Origin of the sequence: Acinetobacter sp. TTH0-4 (assembly GCF_015602665.1) — a bacterium.
Classification (GTDB): Bacteria; Pseudomonadota; Gammaproteobacteria; order Pseudomonadales; family Moraxellaceae; genus Acinetobacter; species Acinetobacter albensis.
The window spans coordinates 2,098,324-2,118,786 of the sequence record NZ_CP059079.1; the positions used below are offsets into that span (position 1 = coordinate 2,098,324).

General features: G+C 40.0%; 17 protein-coding genes. 12 read left to right on the forward strand and 5 right to left on the reverse strand.

Features of this window, described 5'->3' with window-relative positions:
* Window positions 1-14: 14 nt before the first annotated feature.
* Window positions 15-326, reverse strand: a complete 312-nt coding sequence (rplU, locus tag H0S58_RS09850; RefSeq protein ID WP_053579798.1) for a 50S ribosomal protein L21 — start codon at window positions 324-326, stop codon at window positions 15-17.
* Window positions 327-757: 431 nt separating this feature from the next.
* Between rplU and sdsA the strand changes: the two genes are divergently transcribed.
* From sdsA to H0S58_RS09890, 8 genes are all read left to right on the forward strand, one after another.
* Entirely contained in the window at window positions 758-1,735 is a 978-nt protein-coding gene (gene sdsA, locus H0S58_RS09855; RefSeq protein ID WP_195726412.1) for an All-trans-nonaprenyl-diphosphate synthase, read from the forward strand.
* 33 nt (window positions 1,736-1,768) lie between these two features.
* Complete coding sequence (locus H0S58_RS09860) at window positions 1,769-3,823, forward strand: site-specific recombinase (RefSeq protein ID WP_092719601.1); 2,055 nt, start codon at window positions 1,769-1,771, stop codon at window positions 3,821-3,823.
* A gap of 145 nt (window positions 3,824-3,968) precedes the next feature.
* A complete protein-coding gene (locus H0S58_RS09865) occupies window positions 3,969-4,580 on the forward strand; it encodes a phosphatase PAP2 family protein (protein ID WP_195726413.1) in 612 nt (203 codons plus the stop codon).
* Window positions 4,581-4,617: 37 nt separating this feature from the next.
* On the forward strand, window positions 4,618-5,877 hold the full coding sequence (locus tag H0S58_RS09870) for an efflux RND transporter periplasmic adaptor subunit (RefSeq protein ID WP_193889815.1): 1,260 nt from the start codon (window positions 4,618-4,620) through the stop codon (window positions 5,875-5,877).
* 12 nt (window positions 5,878-5,889) lie between these two features.
* The gene (locus tag H0S58_RS09875) at window positions 5,890-9,072 is read left to right on the forward strand and encodes an efflux RND transporter permease subunit (RefSeq protein ID WP_092719591.1); all 3,183 of its coding nucleotides are present in this window, start codon (window positions 5,890-5,892) and stop codon (window positions 9,070-9,072) included.
* Entirely contained in the window at window positions 9,072-10,532 is a 1,461-nt protein-coding gene (adeK, locus tag H0S58_RS09880) for a multidrug efflux RND transporter AdeIJK outer membrane channel subunit AdeK (protein WP_195727596.1), read from the forward strand. The genes H0S58_RS09875 and adeK overlap by 1 nt, the downstream gene beginning before the upstream one ends.
* 104 nt (window positions 10,533-10,636) lie before the next feature.
* Complete coding sequence (locus H0S58_RS09885) at window positions 10,637-10,993, forward strand: YbjQ family protein (protein WP_195726414.1); 357 nt, start codon at window positions 10,637-10,639, stop codon at window positions 10,991-10,993.
* 3 nt (window positions 10,994-10,996) lie between these two features.
* Window positions 10,997-11,431, forward strand: coding sequence for a YbjQ family protein (locus H0S58_RS09890; protein ID WP_195726415.1), 435 nt, complete (start codon window positions 10,997-10,999; stop codon window positions 11,429-11,431).
* Between the two features lie 131 nt (window positions 11,432-11,562).
* Here H0S58_RS09890 and H0S58_RS09895 read toward each other — a convergent pair whose 3' ends face one another.
* On the reverse strand, window positions 11,563-12,366 hold the full coding sequence (locus H0S58_RS09895) for an SDR family NAD(P)-dependent oxidoreductase (RefSeq protein WP_195726416.1): 804 nt from the start codon (window positions 12,364-12,366) through the stop codon (window positions 11,563-11,565).
* A gap of 24 nt (window positions 12,367-12,390) precedes the next feature.
* Window positions 12,391-13,059, reverse strand: coding sequence for a hypothetical protein (locus H0S58_RS09900; protein WP_195726417.1), 669 nt, complete (start codon window positions 13,057-13,059; stop codon window positions 12,391-12,393).
* Between the two features lie 184 nt (window positions 13,060-13,243).
* Here H0S58_RS09900 and H0S58_RS09905 point away from each other — a divergent pair, with 184 nt between their 5' ends.
* Together H0S58_RS09905 and H0S58_RS09910 are read left to right on the forward strand one after the other, a co-directional pair.
* A complete protein-coding gene (locus H0S58_RS09905; protein ID WP_195726418.1) occupies window positions 13,244-16,135 on the forward strand; it encodes a valine--tRNA ligase in 2,892 nt (963 codons plus the stop codon).
* 11 nt (window positions 16,136-16,146) lie between these two features.
* A complete protein-coding gene (locus H0S58_RS09910; protein ID WP_195726419.1) occupies window positions 16,147-16,449 on the forward strand; it encodes a hypothetical protein in 303 nt (100 codons plus the stop codon).
* Here H0S58_RS09910 and H0S58_RS09915 read toward each other — a convergent pair.
* Window positions 16,400-17,565, reverse strand: a protein-coding gene (locus tag H0S58_RS09915) for an IS3-like element ISAba21 family transposase (protein WP_195726420.1) whose coding sequence is annotated in 2 segments (ribosomal slippage) — window positions 16,400-17,307 and window positions 17,307-17,565 — 1,167 coding nt in all. Because the reading frame shifts where the segments join, the coding sequence is not laid out codon by codon here. The genes H0S58_RS09910 and H0S58_RS09915 overlap by 50 nt on opposite strands.
* A 203-nt stretch (window positions 17,566-17,768) precedes the next feature.
* Here H0S58_RS09915 and H0S58_RS09920 point away from each other — a divergent pair.
* Complete coding sequence (locus tag H0S58_RS09920; protein WP_195726421.1) at window positions 17,769-18,266, forward strand: hypothetical protein; 498 nt, start codon at window positions 17,769-17,771, stop codon at window positions 18,264-18,266.
* 58 nt (window positions 18,267-18,324) lie between these two features.
* Here H0S58_RS09920 and H0S58_RS09925 read toward each other — a convergent pair whose 3' ends face one another.
* A complete protein-coding gene (locus H0S58_RS09925; protein WP_195726422.1) occupies window positions 18,325-19,383 on the reverse strand; it encodes a molecular chaperone DnaJ in 1,059 nt (352 codons plus the stop codon).
* Window positions 19,384-19,711: 328 nt separating this feature from the next.
* Here H0S58_RS09925 and H0S58_RS09930 point away from each other — a divergent pair, with 328 nt between their 5' ends.
* Entirely contained in the window at window positions 19,712-20,389 is a 678-nt protein-coding gene (locus tag H0S58_RS09930) for a DUF421 domain-containing protein (RefSeq protein WP_195726423.1), read from the forward strand.
* Window positions 20,390-20,463 lie beyond the last annotated feature (74 nt).

Sequence of the window (20,463 nt, forward strand, 5' to 3'; positions counted from 1 at the left end):
CATAATCCTCGTAATTAGCCTGAAATAGCAGTAATTTTCAACTCGGTAAACCATTGACGGTGACCTTGTTGTTTACGGTAATGTTTACGACGACGCATTTTAACAATACGAATTTTGTCGTGACGACCGTGGCTAACTACTTCAGCAGTTACTGTAGCACCAGCAACAACTGGAGCACCAATTTGAATGCTTTCGCCGTTTACAAGCATTAATACGTCATCAAACGTAATAGTTGCACCGGTTTCAGCTTTCAATAATTCTACTTTAAGGGTTTCACCCTCAATAACACGGTGTTGCTTACCACCGCTTTGGATTACTGCGTACATAATGTACTCCAAACATGCCCGTGTCGTCGTGCCGATAAAGGAATATATCGATCTTAAGACGAGCGCCACTGGGGGATATCTAAGGGCAAAGATATTAAGTGATAATCGAATAAACAACAAGCTGTTTTGATATTTTTTTACTCATAAACATTGTTTATTTTATAAACGATCAAATTCTAATGAAATAGCTTTTCTATATTGAAGACTTACATTTTATAAAATGAAATAGATTTTAAAAATCAATTCACTACTATAGACTAGCAAACGCCCGCTCAGTCATATATTTAATGTTTATTCAACAGTTAAGCGAGATTACAATAATTTTGCTTACTCACGATTTAAGCATCTATATTGAGCGCTTAGCGATATCATTAGATATAATTGTTACACTATATAATAAGCAATTCAATTTTATAGAGGTTTCTCTTCGTATGGCCATCGACTTCAAGCAAGATATTCTCGCTCCTGTTGCTTCAGACTTTGCTGCGATGGACACTTTTATTAATGAAGGAATTACCTCTAAAGTTGCGCTCGTCATGTCGGTCAGTAAACATGTGGTCGAAGCTGGCGGTAAGCGCATGCGTCCGATTATGTGTTTATTGGCTGCAAAAGCCTGTGGTGCAGAAGATTTAGAATCACACCGCAAATTGGCAGCCATCATTGAAATGTTGCATACCGCAACTTTGGTACATGACGATGTGGTAGACGAATCAAGTTTAAGACGCGGTCGACCGACAGCAAATGCGACCTGGAATAATCAAACAGCAGTTTTGGTCGGGGACTTTTTAATTTCCCGTGCTTTTGATTTATTGGTCGATTTAAACAATATGACGTTACTCAAAGATTTTTCAACGGGAACTTGCGAAATTGCTGAAGGTGAAGTCCTACAACTTCAAGCACAACATCAGCCTGATACCACAGAACAAACCTATTTAGATATTATTCACGGCAAAACGTCCCGTTTGTTTGAACTGGCCACTGAAGGCGCAGCAATTTTAGCAGACACGCCGCAATATAGAGAACCCATGAGAGTCTTTGCTGGCCACTTTGGCAATGCCTTCCAAATTATCGATGATATTTTAGATTACACTTCAGACGCAGAAACATTAGGTAAAAATATTGGGGACGATTTAATGGAAGGTAAGCCCACCTTACCTTTAATCTCTGCTTTACAAAAAACCACCGCAGAAGAGCATGACATTGTGCGTTTGAGTATTGCAACAGGTGGTACTGCTCAACTCCAACGTGTGATTGAAATTGTACAAAACTGTGGTGCACTTGACTATTGTCATCAACGTGCAACAGAAGAAACCCAGGCTGCTCTAGAAGCTCTAGACGCTTTACCCAACACCCCATATCGTCAAGCATTGGTTAATCTAACCCAACTTGCTTTAAATCGAATTCAATAATGAACTTCTCAAAAATATATTTTAAGCTCGCTTATGCATATAAATTTTAATGATCTATTTTTAAAAATGCAGGAGCAGCTTGAATCCAACCAAGCCGCTCTTGATGATGTATTACTGATTGAATTGATTGGTCGAATTCGACCTATCGATCCAGCTGATACAGAAGAAATCAATCACAAAGTTCAGGCATTATTGCAAGCACTTTTGATTACCCCTCATGCGGTAATCACTTTGCAAACTTTTGTTTTAAAGCTGATTATTCAATATAAACAAACCAGCTTGTATGCCGACACAGGAATTTTATCATTAGATGGATTTTGGAATCAGTTAGCGCAGCGCTTAGGTGCTCACTTTCTACCGCTCATTAATGATGAAACCCAGCTTCAAGATTTGGTCCGCCGTGTATTTTTTCAGCGTAGTGATAAATATTGGTTAGATAATATTACACAAGATCATTGGCAAAAAATATTTGCACTGATTAATCAAGGTCACACAAATCAAAAAGAAAAGCTGCAAATTAAAAGTGAACTGATTAAAGCGATTACTGTACTCTCCTATCGGATTAGTGGGATTGGGCTTTATCCAGAATTTATTAACGCGCAGCCAAATTTAACAGAATATGAATCCCCTTTTTTGGTACAAAACCGAGAAATTATTGAGTTTATTCAACATTATAAAAAAATTCATCAAAGTACAGATGACGTAGCAGTGATTGTACCACCCGATGCATCACAAGCCTTGGTTATGATTGAACAATGTCGGGATGTCGTACTAAAAATTCGTCGCGCGACAAAAAGAATTGGAGTGAGCTTAAGCCTCACCTATCTCCTATCTTTACTTGAGCAATGCCTAGACCGCATAGAGCTGTTACTGAACATCATTGTTGATGAAGAGCAAATCCGTTACCAGTCATTGGGTTTGCTTATGGTCGATATTACCACCGCAATTTATAGTGAACGTAGTGTTCGATCTCTTTTGGCGACCAATAGTGAACTGATTGCGCTTCAAGTCACAGAAAATGCCAGTAAAACGGGCGAGCATTACGTCAGTACAGATAAGCAAGGCTTTTGGTCGATGTATAAATCTGCTGCTGGCGCGGGCGTTATTATCGCCACCATGGCAACGCTTAAAATTCTGTCAGCACGTTTGGTCATGGCGCCGCTGATGCAGGCATTTATTTTCAGCATGAATTACTCTCTAGGGTTTATGCTCATTCACGTGCTGCATTTTACCGTTGCGACCAAACAACCCGCCATGACCGCGGCTGCACTTGCAGCCACCGTACAACAACGTAAAGGTTCTAAAACGGCACAAATTGCAGAACTTGCCGCACTGATTATTAATATCATTCGAACGCAATTTATTGCTATTTTAGGCAATATCTCAATTGCAATTCCTGTTGCTGCAATCATTACGCTGCTGTGGCAATACGGCATGGATGAACCTCTTCTGAATCACATCAAAGCCACCCAAACCTTGCATGCACTCAACCCATTTACGTCACTTGCCATTCCACATGCAGCGATTGCTGGTGTTTGTTTATTTTTTTCTGGCCTAATTGCTGGTTACTTCGACAATATGGCGGTTTATCGTAAAGTCGGCCCTCGTTTAAAAGCTCATCCACGCTTAAAGCGAATGATGGGACAAGAGCGACTAAACAGGTTTTCTGCCTATATTGAACGAAATTTAGGTGCGTTGGCAGGGAATTTTTTATTTGGGATTATGCTGGGTAGCATGAGTACCATTGGTTTTATTTTGGGCTTACCGCTGGATATTCGCCATATTGCTTTTGCTTCAGCCAACTTTAGTCAAGGTTTACTGACCATTAATGGTAGCCCTGAAATTGGATTAATCATTGTCTCCTTGTTGGGAGTCATTTTGATAGGATTAACCAATTTATTTGTAAGTTTCAGTCTAACCATTATTGTGGCATTACGTGCGCGACGCGTTCGTTTTGAACAGTGGAAACCTCTGGCAAAACTTGTATTGACACACTTTCTAACCCGTCCTAGTGACTTTTTTTGGCCACCTAAAACCCCACTTGAAGTTGAAGAATCGACACACTTACACAAACAAAATGTGAAGTAATTCATTTTTTATTTTACTTCATGGTTAAAAATGGTTAAAAAGAATGAGCCTCATTTACACACTTGAAATAAAGTGTACTGATGAGTACACTTTAAGCGCTCAGTAGTTTTGCTTCAATCGACTCATATAGAAAAAGGTTACATTCATGCCTTACTTAATGCTTTTTGTAGGATTTTTTCTATTAACTATCAGTATATTAATACTTTTAACACCCTCTTTTAGTCAGGTCGATTTGATGATCGTAGAGGGGCTGGCTCAGCATCGTACCGAGTATTTAAATACAATTTCTATCACTCTTTCTGCTATAGGCGGCATGCCATTTGTGTTATTTTTAACCACACTCTGGTGTTTGTATCAAGTTTGGTATAAAAAATACACAAGTGTCATTTTTATTAGTTTCGGACTTATTGGGAGTATGGCCATAGCTTGGCTACTCAAATATTTAATTTCTAAACCTCGTCCACCTGAAATATATCATTTGGTCGAAAGCTATGGGGCATCATTTCCAAGTGCGCACACTGTATATGCAGCTGTTTTAAGCTGTCTTGCAATGTATTTAAGTCAACAACACACGAAGCGTCAACTCATTTGGGTTTGCGCTTTTAGTTGGTTGTTGAGTATGGGAATTTCAAGGATTTATTTGGGTGTACATTTCCCCTCTGATGTCTTGGCAGGTTGGAGCATAGGTTTTATTTGGATCACGCTACTTTATCTGTTGTATGCCAAATTCAGTCACACAAAACAAATTAATTTTTAGATTTAATTTTAGACAGTAATTTAATCGAGGTGGAACAATGATGTCTGCAAAGCTATGGGGAACGACCCTAACCGCTTGCGCATTAGCAACAAGTCTTGCACTTGTTGGTTGTAGCAAAGATCCAAAAGATGCTCAGCAAGCTGGCGCAGCACAACAAATGCCACCGACTGAAGTTGGTGTTGTTGTTGCTCAGCCACAAAGTGTAGAGCAATCGGTAGAACTTTCTGGTCGTACCACGGCATTTGAAATTTCTGAAGTTCGTCCACAAACCAGCGGTGTGATTCAAAAACGTTTGTTTACCGAAGGCAGTTATGTACGTGAAGGTCAGGCGCTGTATGAAATTGATGCACGTACCAATCGTGCGGGCGTAGATAGCGCACGTGCTGCCCTAAACCGTCAAAAAGCAAACCTAAATGCATTGCGCGTGAAAGAAGGTCGTTATCGTCAATTGGTTGGCACGAATGCCATTTCCAAACAAGATTATGACGATATGGTGGCACAAGTAAAATTAGCCGAAGCTGATGTTGCTGCAAGTCAAGCTGAACTGAGCAATGCAGAAATTAATTTAGGTTATTCAACTGTTCGTGCACCAATTTCTGGGCAAACCAACCGCTCGACCGTTACGATTGGTGCGTTGGTGACTGCAAGCCAAGCAGAGCCATTAGTGACAGTGCAGCGTTTAGATCCAATTTACGTTGATATTAATCAATCAAGTTCTGAATTATTACGTTTACGTCAACAACTGAGTCAAGGCAGTTTAGACAGCAGTAATAACACTAAAGTCAAACTAAAACTTGAAGATGGTAGTTATTATCCAGTTGAAGGACGCCTCGCGTTCTCAGATGCGAGTGTAAATCCAGATACTGGTACTATTACGATCCGTGCTGTGTTTCCAAACCCAAATCATTTATTGCTGCCAGGTATGTATGCCACTGCACAAATTGTTCAGGGTGTGATTCCAAACGCAGTTTTAATTCCTCAAGCCGCTATTACTCGTACGCCAACAGGTCAAGCGATTGCCATGATTGTAAATGGCAAAAATATAGTTGAAACACGCCCTGTTGAAACCGCGGGTGTTCAAGGTAAAGACTGGATTGTCACTTCTGGTTTAAAAACTGGAGAGAAAGTGATTGTTGATGGTGTTGCGAAAGTTAAAGAAGGGGCAACCGTCGTTGCTAAACCTTATCAACCTCAAGCAACTACACCACAAGGTGGTGCGGCACAGCCAGCAGCAGATGCAAAAAAAGCATCACAACCAGAAGCTAAAACTGAACAAAAATCTACTTCAAGTGTATAAGGGGTAGACCAAATGGCTCAATTTTTTATTCATCGCCCTATCTTTGCATGGGTGATTGCGTTGGTGATTATGCTGGCGGGTATTTTAACCCTCAGCGGTATGCCAATTGCACAATACCCAACGATTGCTCCACCGACGGTCAGCATTTCTGCGACTTATCCTGGTGCATCTGCTGAAACTGTAGAAAATACAGTCACGCAAATTATCGAACAACAAATGAATGGCCTAGATGGCTTACGCTATATTTCTTCAAATAGTGCGGGTAACGGACAGGCTTCTATTGCTTTAAACTTTGAACAAGGGATTGATCCTGATATTGCCCAAGTTCAAGTACAAAACAAATTGCAATCCGCCACGGCGCTTTTACCTGAAGATGTACAACGTCAAGGGTTAAGAGTCACTAAATCTGGTGCAAGCTTCTTGCAAGTTTTGGCATTTTATTCACCGAATGGTGAGTTAACCGATGCCGACATTAAAGATTATGTAAACTCAAACATTTCTGAACCGCTTAGTCGTGTTGCAGGTGTAGGTGAAGTTCAAGTCTTTGGTGGTTCATATGCCATGCGTATTTGGTTGGACCCTGCGAAATTAAGCAGCTACCAACTTACACCAAGTGATGTTGTCGCTGCGTTACGTACCCAAAATGCACAGGTTGCAGTAGGTCAATTGGGTGGTGCACCATCAGTTGAAGGTCAAGTTCTGAATGCAACGGTAAATGCGCAAAGCCTTTTACAAACACCTGAACAGTTCCAAAATATTTTTCTAAAAAGTATGGGTTCTGGAGCAAAAGTAACCTTAAAAGATGTTGCCAAGGTTGAGTTAGGCTCGGACAATTATCAGTTTACCTCTAAATTTAATGGTAAGCCTGCTGGTGGTGTAGCAATTAAACTTGCAACAGGTGCGAATGCTTTAGATACAGCAACTGCGGTTGAAGAGCGTTTAGAACAATTACGTAAAAACTATCCAGCCGGTTTAAAAGACAAATTAGCATTTGATACTACGCCATTTATCAAACTTTCAATTGAAAGCGTTGTTCACACCTTAGTTGAAGCAGTTATTTTGGTTTTCATTGTCATGTTCTTATTCTTACAGAACTGGCGTGCAACCATTATTCCAACATTGGCAGTTCCTGTTGTCGTGTTGGGTACATTTGCGGTAATTAATGTTTTCGGCTTCTCAATCAATACCCTCACTATGTTTGCCATGGTGCTTGCGATTGGTCTTTTGGTCGATGATGCGATTGTCGTGGTCGAGAACGTTGAACGGGTGATGGTAGAAGAACATCTTGAACCTGTCGAAGCAACCGAAAAATCTATGAAACAGATTTCAGGTGCGTTGATCGGTATCACGACGGTCTTAACCGCAGTATTTGTTCCGATGGCATTTTTTAGTGGAACCACAGGCGTAATTTACCGCCAGTTCTCCATTACGCTTGTCACGGCCATGGTTTTGTCCTTGATTGTAGCCTTGACTTTTACACCTGCGCTTTGTGCAACCTTGTTGAAACAGCATGATAAAGACAAAGAACAGAGTAACGGCTTCTTTGCTCGTTTCTTTCGTGGATTTAATACGCGTTTCGATCGTATGGCCGAAGGCTATCAGAAATGGGTGGGTAAACTTTTAGTTCATAAATTAATCGCAGGCGCAATTTATGCCGTGGTGATTGTGGGCTTGTTATTCCTGTTTAAAAACTTACCAAGTTCTTTCCTACCTGATGAAGATCAGGGTGTAGTGATGACTTTGGTTCAACTTCCACCGAATGCCACACTTGACCGTACTGATAAAGTCATTGACCAAATGACAGGTTTCTTTATGGAAAATGAAAAAGCCAACGTTGAATCGATCTTCAGTGTTTCAGGTTTCTCATTTACAGGCGTCGGTCAAAATGCAGGTCTGGCGTTTATTCAGTTAAAAGACTGGAGCGAGCGTACGAGTCCTGAATCGCAAATTGGTGCGGTGATACAACGTGGTATGGCCCTCAATGTGATTGCTAAAGATGCCTCTTATGTGATGCCTTTACAGCTTCCAGCAATGCCAGAACTAGGTGTGTCGGCAGGCTTTAACTTTATGCTTAAAGATGCGGCAGGAAACGGTCATGAAAAACTGATTGCTGCACGTAATACCATTTTAGGTTTGGCTGCTCAAGATAAACGTCTTGCAGGCGTTCGTCCGAATGGTCAAGAAGATACACCGCAATATAAAGTTTATATTGATAATGAAAAAGCCACGGCGATGGGCGTGAGCATTGCTGAAATTAACAGCACCATGAGTATTGCTTGGGGTGGTTCATATATCAATGACTTCATTGATCGCGGTCGTGTGAAGAAAGTTTATGTTCAAGCCGTACCCGATGCACGTATGATGCCTGAAGATTTAAACAAGTGGTATGTACGTAACAATGCTGGTCAAATGGTTCCCTTCTCTGCTTTTGCAACAGGTGAATGGACATATGGTTCACCACGTCTTGAGCGTTATAACGGTATTTCATCAGTGAATATTCAAGGAACACCTGCTGCTGGTATCAGCTCTGGTGATGCCATGATTGCTATGGAAGAAATTATTGCCAAACTTCCTGAAATGGGAATGAATGGTTTTGACTATGAATGGACGGGTTTATCTTTAGAAGAACGTGAAGCAGGGTCGCAAACAGCCGGACTGTATGCGTTATCTATGTTAATCGTATTCTTATGTCTTGCTGCACTTTATGAAAGTTGGTCTATTCCCTTCTCAGTCCTTATGGTTATTCCTTTAGGTATTGTCGGTGCAGTAGGTTTGACTTATCTAGGAATGGTGCTGCTTAATGATCCAAACTTGTCGAATAATATTTACTTCCAAGTGGCGATTATTGCGGTCATTGGTTTGGCTGCAAAAAATGCAATCTTGATTGTAGAGTTTGCAAAAGAACTTCAAGAAGATCACGGCGAACCTTTACTTGAAGCAACATTACATGCAGCAAAAATGCGTTTGCGTCCAATCATTATGACCACTTTGGCCTTTGGTTTTGGTGTCCTTCCGCTTGCACTTTCTTCAGGTGCCGGTGCAGGTAGCCAGCACTCAGTCGGCTATGGTGTACTGGGTGGCGTAATCAGTTCAACTTTACTGGGTATCTTCTTTATTCCTGTATTCTATGTCTGGATTCGAAGTATCTTTAAATACAAACCTAAAAAACCAAATAATCAGGAGCAAGCATCGTGATGCAAAAATTATGGTCTATTTCAGGTCGTAGCATTGCGGTATCTGCACTTGCGCTTGCTTTGACAGCTTGTCAAAGTATGCGTGGCCCAGAACCCGTAGCTCAAGCAAATATTCCTGAACAGGGATATTTAACCAATACTGCTGGTCCATCTATTGCTGAGCAAGGTTATAAAGACTTCTTTGCCGATCAACGACTTTTACAAGTTCTTGATTTGGCATTGGCCAATAACCGTGATTTGCGTACTTCGACCTTAAACATTCAGCGTGCGCAACAACAGTATCAAATCACCCAAAACAACCAACTTCCAACCATTGGTGCCAGTGGTGGCGTGCTTCGTCAAGACACGCTTAACACCAATGGCGCGATGACCAGCTACAATGTTGGTTTGGGTGTTACAGCATATGAATTAGATTTCTGGGGACGTGTCCGCAGTTTAAAAGACAATGCTCTAGACACTTATTTGGCAACTTCAAGCGCACGTGATGCAACGCAAATTGCACTGGTGGGTCAGGTGGCGCAAGCTTGGTTATCCTACTCGTTTGCAAATGCAAATTTAAAACTTGCAGATCAAACACTCAAAGCACAACTTGAGTCTTTTAATCTCAACAAAAAACGTTTCGATGTGGGTATCGACAGTGAAGTTCCTGTTCGTCAGGCACAAATTTCTGTAGAAACTGCACGTAATGATGTTGCGAATTACAAGACGCAAATTGCACAAGCACAAAATTTATTGAATCTTTTGGTCGGTCAGCAAGTTCCTGCGAATTTATTGCCGAATCAACGTGTAACGCGAGTAACTAAGACCAATACCTTAAGTGCAGGTTTACCAAGTGACTTGTTGAATAACCGTCCAGATATCCGTACTGCAGAATATCAACTTTCTGCTGCGGGTGCCAATATTGGTGCGGCTAAAGCGCGTATGTTCCCAACCATTAGCTTGACGGGTTCTGCAGGCTATGCTTCTACCGATTTAAGCGACTTGTTTAAATCTGGCGCATTTATTTGGTCAGTCGGTCCAAGTTTAGATATTCCAATCTTCGATTGGGGCACACGTAAAGCCAACATCAAAATTTCAGAAACGGATCAACAAATTGCGCTATCTGATTATGAAAAATCAATTCAGTCTGCGTTCCGCGAAGTGAATGATGCGTTGGCGGTTCGTCAAAATATTGGCGATCGTTTGTCTGCACAAAAACGTTTGGTTCAGGCAACCAATACCACTTATAAACTGTCTAATGCGCGTTTCCGTGCAGGAATTGATAGTTATTTAACGGTGTTGGATGCACAACGTGCTTCTTATGCAGCTGAACAAGGCTTATTGCTTCTTGAACAAGCCAATATGAATAATCAGGTTGAAGTATATAAAACACTCGGTGGCGGTCTTAAAACCAATACTGCTGATGTGATTCAACAACAGCCGTCTACTGCTGAACAAAAAGCAGCAGCAAGCGCTCCATAATTTTTAAATAAAATAAAAAGCCTGCTCAACGCAGGCTTTTTTTATTGCTTTTTACAGCATGATTTCCTATCTTCATTACAACTTCTTTTATTTGAATATTAAAAATGTTACTGAGTAATTTAGAATCTGTTCCTGGGCATACCATTAGCCGTCAAATTGATGTGGTATATGGAAGCACTGTTCGTAGTAAACATGTTGGACGCGATTTATTAGCAGGTTTAAAAAATATCGTGGGTGGTGAACTTACTGCGTATACCGAACTACTAGAAGAGTCACGTCAAGAAGCCATGGATCGCATGATTGCTAAAGCGCAATCTTTGGGTGCAAATGCAATTGTCGGTATTCGTTTTTCAACCTCCAATATTGCTCAAGGTGCATCTGAACTTTTTGTTTATGGAACTGCAGTAGTTGTCGCAACTGGTCATACCAGACTTCCCGACCCGTTTAACACTGAAGGCTAAAACATGGATGCTTTCATTTTTAAAATAGTGGTATTTGCTGCTTTATTTGCCATTGGCTGGGGTTTTGGTCGTCATGCAGAACGCAAACATTTACATGAATTGGAACAAAAAGAACAACGTTTGGCTTATATTCAGCTCGATAATAGCCGTTTCAAAACCACGCCTCATACAGGACAATTGGTCAGCAGCAATGTCGTCATTTCAAATGATTACTTTAAATATGTCATTGCCAATATCCAAAACTTTTTTGGTGGTCGTTTGAGCAGTTATGAAACTGTGGTAGAACGTGCGCGTCGAGAAGCCATTGTTCGCTTAAAGCTTGAAGCTGAAAAAATTGGGTCGAGCCAAATTATGGGGCTACGTTTAAGTACCACTGAACTTGGTATGCAGGGTGGAATGGTCGAAGTGTTTGCCTATGGTACAGCCATTCAGTCTTAGTTCCCTATCCTTTGTATAAAAAGAGAGGGCTAGAAAAATCCCTCTTTGTTTAGAAGGATTCTCAAAGATTGCATACAAATCCCCTTTTTTTGTATAGCAACGCTGTTCAATGCAAAAGGGGAATTTTAACTTTATTTCACTTTCATCTTACGAATCATTTTATAGAGTGTAGTAGGAGATAAACGTGAAACCAGTACACCCAATTTTTCTTTCGCTCCACCCACCACAATATATTCTTCATCTTTCAATAAAGCATTGACCACAGTTTTAGCAAACACTTCAGGCGTTAAACCATTGGCAGTGGCTTCATTGTCATGGCCTTGTGGTTTACCCTCCCCATTCAAAGCATTGATCGAGACATTGGTTTTGATAAAACCAGGAAAAATGACAGACACAGCTACACCTTGATCAGCCACTTCGGCACGTAGACTATTGGCCCACATATGAATGGCCGCTTTTGCAGCTGAATAAGATGCTCGATATTGCGTTCCCAACAAACCCGCCACACTTGAAACAAAGGCAATCTTGCCCGACTTTTGCTTTAAAAAAGTCGGTAAAACCGTTTTGGTGATAAAGACTTGTGAAAAATAATCCACTTCCATAATCGCACGTTCAGTCTGCATGGTCGTGTCAGCGATTAAAGCGCGTTGGCTTAAACCTGCATTATTAATCAGCCAGTCAATTTGACCTTTTGACTGTAATACTTGCTCATAAGCGTGAAGGACTTGGCTTTCATCAGTAATATCTGCACCAATACAAAGGTGATGTTCAGGGTGAACCAACGCTGCCTTAATTTTTTCCAGCTCTGCTACACGTCGTGCTGTTAAAATCACCTGTCCACCGCGTAAAGCGCACTCCTCTGCAAGCGCTTGGCCCAAGCCAGATGATGCACCTGTAATCCAAATCACTTTATTTTCCAAATCTTGTTTTGGCATTTATCCATCCGTATAAACGTATATTTATACGTTAGTTTTAGCCTGATTTTCTAAAAACACAAGGAAATGATCAAAAAATTGACTGATTGTTTTGGCATCATACATGCTGCCCAATTTATCAAAACGTTTATAGCCCAATTGCGTAGTCAGACTAATCACCCCGTTTAAGGTTTTATCTACCACCATATTAAATTTAAGCATTTTTTTAGGTTCTCGAATCAGACGGGTTACCCCCTGATCAACCACTTGCGTAAAGATTTTTAACGCAGGTGACACATACTGACCATTGCCCGCTTTAATCTGGTCTACATTTCCCATCAGTTCTGAAATTAAATTTTTATCGACAGAATAAGCAATAAAATAATGACCATCTTTTTCATAGGTCATATTTTGTAAATAATTTACCATCGGCGTTAAACGCTCATTACCAAAAAATGACACTGACCACGGCATATATTTTCGTGTCGTGTCCAAAATTTGCTGAATGACTTTATCTGATTCCTGATCCTGAGACGTTGAAATTTTTGAGATGGTTCCAAAGACTTGATCAATAATTTCACAAGTAATGTCGGCCAAGTTTTCACCCAAAGGTTTTGCCTGATCTGTACGTTCACCTGCATTTAACTTACGATGAATATCTTGAAAACGCTGGTGCGTTTCGGGTTTGAGTTTCAGTGAAATTAAATTACTCATTCTTTGTTTTATCCTTTTTAATTGTGTTCAGTACCGCTGAATACTTTTTTCTACAATCTAGATTTAAGATTAAATGGATTGTGCGTGAATTTGTTAAATTTTGCATTTGCTGAACATCCCTCACCTTGCATTTTTTTTGCTACAATAAAAGCCATTTTTTATTCACTTTTGATCTGTTTTTACTATGACTGATTCTGCGCAAAATATTGCTACGACCTACGATCCTACCGAGATCGAGAAAAAATGGTACAAGACTTGGGAAGAGAATGGCTACTTTAAGCCTTCTCAAAAAGGCGACTCATTCTGCATTATGATTCCGCCGCCTAACGTCACGGGTAGCTTGCACATGGGTCATGGTTTTAACAATGCCATCATGGATGCTCTGACCCGTTACAACCGTATGTCAGGTAAAAATACCTTATGGCAACCGGGAACAGACCATGCGGGTATTGCCACGCAAATGGTGGTTGAACGCCAATTGGCTGCACAAGACATTAGCCGCCATGACCTTGGTCGTGAAAAGTTCATCGACAAAATTTGGGAATGGAAAGAACAATCAGGCAATAACATTACCAATCAGATTCGTCGCTTAGGTTCTTCTGTCGACTGGTCACGTGAACGCTTCACCATGGATGATGGCTTATCCAATGCCGTGAAAGAAGTCTTCGTTCGTTTGCATAAAGACGGTTTAATTTACCGTGGCAAACGCTTAGTCAACTGGGATCCAAAATTACAAACGGCCCTGTCTGACCTAGAAGTTGAATCAATAGAAGAAAAAGGTTCACTTTGGCATTTCAAATATTTCTTTGAAGATAAGTCACTGAAAACTCAAGATGGCAAAGACTATCTCGTTGTTGCAACTACGCGTCCTGAAACCTTACTCGGTGACTCAGCTGTTGCGGTACATCCTGAAGATGAACGTTATGCGCACCTTGTGGGTAAAAACATTGTACTGCCAATTTCAGGTCGCCTCGTTCCTGTGGTTGCCGATGACTATGTTGAAAAAGATTTCGGTACAGGCTGTGTAAAAATCACCCCTGCACATGACTTCAATGACTATGAAGTGGGTAAACGTTGTGAATTGCCTATTATCAATATCTTCAATAAAAATGCTGAAGTATTGGCTGAGTTTGAATTCATTGCTAAAGCGGGCGAACAAATTTCGAAAACCATTGCTGCCCCTGCGGACTATATTGGTTTAGAGCGTTTTGCCGCACGTAAAAAATTGGTTGAACAAGCAGAAGCTGAAAGTTGGCTCGATCAAATTCAACCGTATGACTTGAAAGCACCACGCGGTGACCGTTCAGGCGTGATCGTTGAACCATTATTGACCGATCAATGGTATGTCAAAATTGCACCCTTGGCTGAACCTGCAATTCAAGCGGTAAAAGATGGCGACATTAAATTTGTACCTGAGCAATACAGCAACATGTACATGGCTTGGATGAACAACATTCAAGACTGGTGTATTTCACGTCAATTGTGGTGGGGTCACCGTATTCCAGCTTGGTACGATGTAGATGGCAACGTTTATGTTGGTCGTAATGAAGCTGAAGTACGCAAAGAAAATGGTATTGCTGCTGATGTTCAACTCACCCAAGATGAAGATGTGTTAGATACTTGGTTCTCATCCGGTTTGTGGACATTCTCAACTTTAGGTTGGACGGGCGACGCGAAGAAAGATGCGGAAAACTATTTCCTTAATACTTTCCACCCAACAGATGTATTGGTCACTGGTTTTGACATCATCTTCTTCTGGGTGGCTCGCATGATCATGATGACCATGCACTTCATGAAAAATGAAGATGGCACGCCACAAGTTCCGTTCAAAACTGTTTATGTACACGGTTTAGTACGTGATGGTGAAGGTCAGAAAATGTCTAAATCTAAAGGCAACGTGCTTGATCCTTTAGACCTCATTGACGGTGTAGATTTAGAAACGTTGGTACAAAAACGTACTACAGGTTTGATGAACCCAAAACAAGCTGCGAAGATTGAAAAATCAACGCGTAAAGAATTCCCGGAAGGCATTCAAGCTTACGGTACAGATGCGGTTCGTTTCACCTTCTGCGCACTTGCCAACACGGGTCGTGACATTAAATTCGACATGAAACGTGTTGAAGGCTACCGTAACTTCTGTAACAAAATCTGGAATGGTACACGTTTCGTTCTAATGAATGTTGAAGGTCAAACGGTGGGTCAAACAGCTCGTCCTGATCTTTGGGAATTGCCTGAACAATGGATCGTGAGCCGTTTACAAAAAGCGGAAGCTGCGGTTCAACAAGCCTTTGCGACTTATCGTTTAGACTTGGCTGCACAAGCGATTTACGAATTCATTTGGAATGAATACTGTGACTGGTATGTAGAGCTGACGAAACCAGTTCTAAATGATGAAAATGTGGCTGAAGAGCGTAAAGCTGAAGTTCGTCGTGTGCTACTTGCAGTCATGGAAGCATCTTTACGTCTTGCGCACCCAATTATGCCGTACTTGACCGAAGAAATTTGGCAAACCCTTGCGCCAATGATTGGTTTGGGTGGCGAAACCATTATGACAGCGGCTTACCCTGTTGCTGACTCAGCGAAAATCAACGATCAAGCCGAAGCAGATATGCAATGGCTACAAGGTTTGATTGGTGCAGTACGTAATATTCGTGGTGAAATGGGCTTAGGCAATGCACGTTTATTGCCTGTTCTGCTTCAAAACACCACCGATGCTGAAAAAGCACAGATTGCGCGTATTGAACCATTGGTGAAAGCATTGGCGAAAGTGGAAAGCATTACTTTCTTGACGGATGCTGAGCAACCGCCATTGTCTTCATCAAGTGTTGTGGGTCATGTGTCTGTATTTGTTCCAATGAAGGGTTTAATTGACCCGAAAGGGGAATTGGGTCGTTTGCAAAAAGACTTTGATAAAGTTCAAAAGCAGCATGACCAAATTGCAGGCAAACTTTCGAATGAAGGTTTTGTGGCAAAAGCACCTGCTGCTGTAGTTGAAGGCGAGAAAGTTAAACTTGCTGAATTTGCTGACCAGTTAGTGAAGATTCAAGCGAATATGGATCAGATTGCAGCGCTTTAATGTGTTGCTAAATGCTTAAAAATAAAGCTAAAATCCCCTCAAATTTGAGGGGATTTTTTATGAGTTTTAAACCTAAAAAAAATAGATTGGTGCAGTCAGATGGAATAAATTGGAAATTAATCAAGCAAATTGATGATGGTGGAAATGGATTAATTTGGGCTGCCCATCAAGAATTGAATCTCTCAGAGATATGTGTATTCAAATTTATACCTCCTGCAACAGTGATATGTGCTGAATTAGCAGGAGACTTTCACTTGGGATATGCTAGGCAGCTAACCGATAAAAGTTCTCTGCTATTTGATTTGGCGTTTTAAAATCCAAACTCTTTTGAATTCTTCGCTGATTATAAAATAACACAATGTATTTTGTAATATCTGCTTTAGCTTCATCTCTGGTTTTATAGTTGCAATGATGCACTAATTCATTCTTGAGTATGCCCCAGAAACTTTCAATCGGTGCATTATCGTAACAGTCCCCACGTTTGCTCATTGAACCTTGAAAATCACATTTTTCCAGTATCTTTCGATATTCATGGCTGCAATATTGGCTGCCTCTGTCCGAATGAACAATTAAGCCTTTCGTTGGTTTTTGATTACGAATCGCCATAGTCAGTGCATTGCAAACAAGTTGTGCGGTCATACGCTCATTTAAGCTATAGCCAACCACTTGTTTCGTGTACAGGTCTTTTACTGCTGCCAAGTATAACCAACCTTCAGCAGTCCAAATGTATGTAATATCGCTTGACCATGCAAGATTGGGCTTAGTCATTGAAAACTGTTGCTCTAGTAAATTTGCGTAGATCGCTCGATTATGATCACTCTTCGTAGTTCTTTTGAAACGCTTATGACGCTTACAATACAGCTGGTTGAGCTTTTTTATTTGACGTACAGCATACGTACTGATTTTGATACCTTGCGCTTGTAAATGCTTAGTTAATCGAATATAGCCATAGCTTTGTTTAGTTTCCTCATGAGCTATTTTGACCAAAATTGTCTGTTGATTTCGCTGAACCAATCTTTTATTCATGCCTCGTTTTAGCCAATCATAAAATCGTGACACTGAAACGCGAAGTAATCTAGCCATAAAGCTAATCGGGAATAAATGTCTTTGCTGTTTCATATAGGCGTACCTTACTGACTTTCTTTCGCAAAGTACGCTGCTGCCTTTTTTAGAAATTCACGTTCCATTTCAGCTGTTTTGAGCTGTTGTTTGAGCTTTTTATTTTCTTCGAGTAAGGCATTTAGATCAGGTGAATATTGTTTAGTGCCTGCTAAGGTGCCAGTCTTTGCTTTATTATTCCAATTTGAAAGAGTTTGCATTGAAATGCCAAGTTGTCTGGCTGTTTCCGATACATTGCCTTGATTGGCTTCAATCAATTTTATTGCTTCAACTTTAAATTCTGCGGTGTAAGTCTTCTGTTTCTTGCTCATGGTAAACTCCTGATGAGTGTCTATAGTTTACCAAGTTAAAACCTCCTGTTTTCTCAGCACACATCACCTTTGTTCACAAAGGTAGTTTTTTATTCGTAAAAAATGATAGTTGGTATAATAAGGTAAGCGCAACATACGATGGGCGTCACAGTAAAAATTTTTCCTGCTTTGAGGAATTTGATAATTATTTTTGTAAAAATTTCTTGAGCTATCGAGAAATCCCTCAAGTAAATACATTACCTTTTGAATTTAAATATGAAAGATTAAATATTTCTCCTAAAGTAGATCTTTTATACCTAAATATACAAGAAATTCGCACTATTACTAATGGGTTAAAATTTGACGAATCCGATGATGAATTTGGAATAATTCTAAGCTCTGACATTTTTAAACTTATGTTAAGACAAAACGAATTAGAAGCAGAAAATCAAATATTTTTAGAAAATTATAGTATTGAAAAAATTAGAGAATTTTGGTGCTTATATAATTTAGGTAAACAATATGGATGGACGATAGAAATGAGTGCTCAGTTCTATCATCAGTTTTATGAAAACTATGTCTCATATAATTGGGATAATTTATCAAATAAAATTTCCTCAAGAAGTACAAGTGCACTTATCAATTTTATTAACAGGGCCTTACGAAATCTTAAACACACAGAGTTTTTGGCTGATTTAAAGTCGAATACCATTTCAGAATAAATTTATTGTAATACGACCCTCATCCCGACCCTCTCCCAAAGGGAGAGGAAGAAAAGCGTCAAAGCACCCCATGCTCCAATAACATTTCCACCCCTTTCAACTTCCCCATATATTTAAGCCGTTCTTTTTCCCACTTCACTTGCTGTTTTAAAGCCGAAGTATCTGCATCAATCTGCTTATATAAATCACTAATTTGGAACTTACCTTTCAATTTTTTTACCGTAATTTTCGCACTTTCAGACCAAACCAATGTATCAATTAAATCATCTATTTCACTTTGTAATTTCTGACTTTGTGCATCCAGTGCCAATTGATAAAACTTCACTTGATCCGCAGTTAAACCCTTTTTCGATACACTTTGATTCTGCTCTATCTGTATTTGCAGTTTCAGTAAATAAAATAAATCCTGCTGTTCATAAGCGGTATTGGCTTGTTGCAGCATCTCCGTTTTTTCTACTTTCAACTGTTCATCTTGCTCACGGTCAGGGTGAATAATCGAAGCAATTTTTAAATACACTGTTTTGAGTGATTGCTCCGCCATTTTCTGCGCTTGCTCACGTTTTTGTTTTTGTCTATTTAACCTGTGTTGTTCACGTTCTACTTCGTATTGCTGTTCATCGTATTCGTAGCCATCTAAATCAATTTCCGCTTGTTCATACTCTAAGTGCTGATCATAGGTTTCTGTCGAATCATGACTTTCAATCGTTGGCTTTTTCTTGTTCTTTTTAGCTTGGTTATGTTCTGTATGTTGTTGGTAAAAGTGATCAATTTGAACGACTTTCAGCTTTTGCTGTTCTGAAAGCACTTGGGAACTTTTTAAGATTGCAGCCAGATTTTGGATTTTATCATCCAACTGGGCAATATCCGCTTTCGAAAACTCATAGCGCTGTACGCTGTTCCATAACTGTTCAAGCTGCTGAAACAGTATGTTATGCAGTTCGGTACAGATGGGAACAAGGGTTTTACGTGCCTGTTGCTGAATTTCGGCTTGAGCTTTTTGCCATGCTGCCAGTTTTATTTTTTGCTGTTCAATTTGCTCAATCAGCCGATTTAGCTTTTTTTGTTGTGGCGAAAGCTCTGCATCTGGCTGAACAATGGTTTTTAAATCGAAAAACATAAGGCAGAAAAAAGCAAAAGAAAAACTATAGCAATAATCATACTTCAATAACAGTTTCAGCTCAGGTTTATGGAGTGCGTGATGAAATGATACATGTGCAAGAATTGCATAACCATTTCTCTGCCTAATGACTTAAACAGGGTGGATCAAATGAATTGAGTCATTTAAAAAGATAAAAACCGTTTTAGAACTTCAGGCTTGATCAATTTAAAAAATCCTTTCCTTGTTTTAACTTCACATCACGAGACAAATTTCACTGACAAACAATAAAACTTCATTACAAAAAGTCCTGTTAAATTAGTCGCTAAGCATCAGGATTGAGAAACATATGGATTGGCTAGAATTATTTATTCATGACACCACTTGGACTTTTGCAGCAGAAATTTTAATTCGCTGCGTCATCATGTTTATGATGATTGTTTTATTTTTACGGCTTACGGGTAAACGTGGCGTACGTCAACTTTCTGTTTTTGAAATTACCATTATTCTGGCTTTGGGATCTATCGCAGGCGATCCAATGTTTACCAAAGAAATTCCGCTGATACAAGCCGTATTGGTGATGTCGGTCATTATTCTGATGTATCGCTTAACCACATGGTTAATGATGAAATATCAATGGTTTGAAGATATTTTAGAAGGACAATCGCTGTATATTGTGGAGGATGGCATGATGGTGTTGGAAGATATTAAAAAAGGGAAATACTCACACGATGAATTCTTTGCAGAAATGCGTCAGCAAAATACTGAACATTTAGGACAGATCAGAACGGCACTGTTAGAAACGGATGGTAAATTTAGTATTCTTTTTTACGAAGCAGACCAAGTCAAATATGGACTTCCCCTTTTCCCCAAAGCCTGCCAAGTGGTTGAACAGGTGCTCCCAGAAACCCATTACGCCTGTATTTATTGCGGTTTTGTCGACATGCTGAGCAATGCACAACAACAATGCACACGTTGTAAATGCTGTGAATGGACAAAAGCCTTGAATACAAAAAGAATAAATTAAGTAATGGTGCCTCATGATCTAGTTTTTACTTTATTGCGTTTAATTTTAAACGCATATTTTAATGCTCGTGCTTA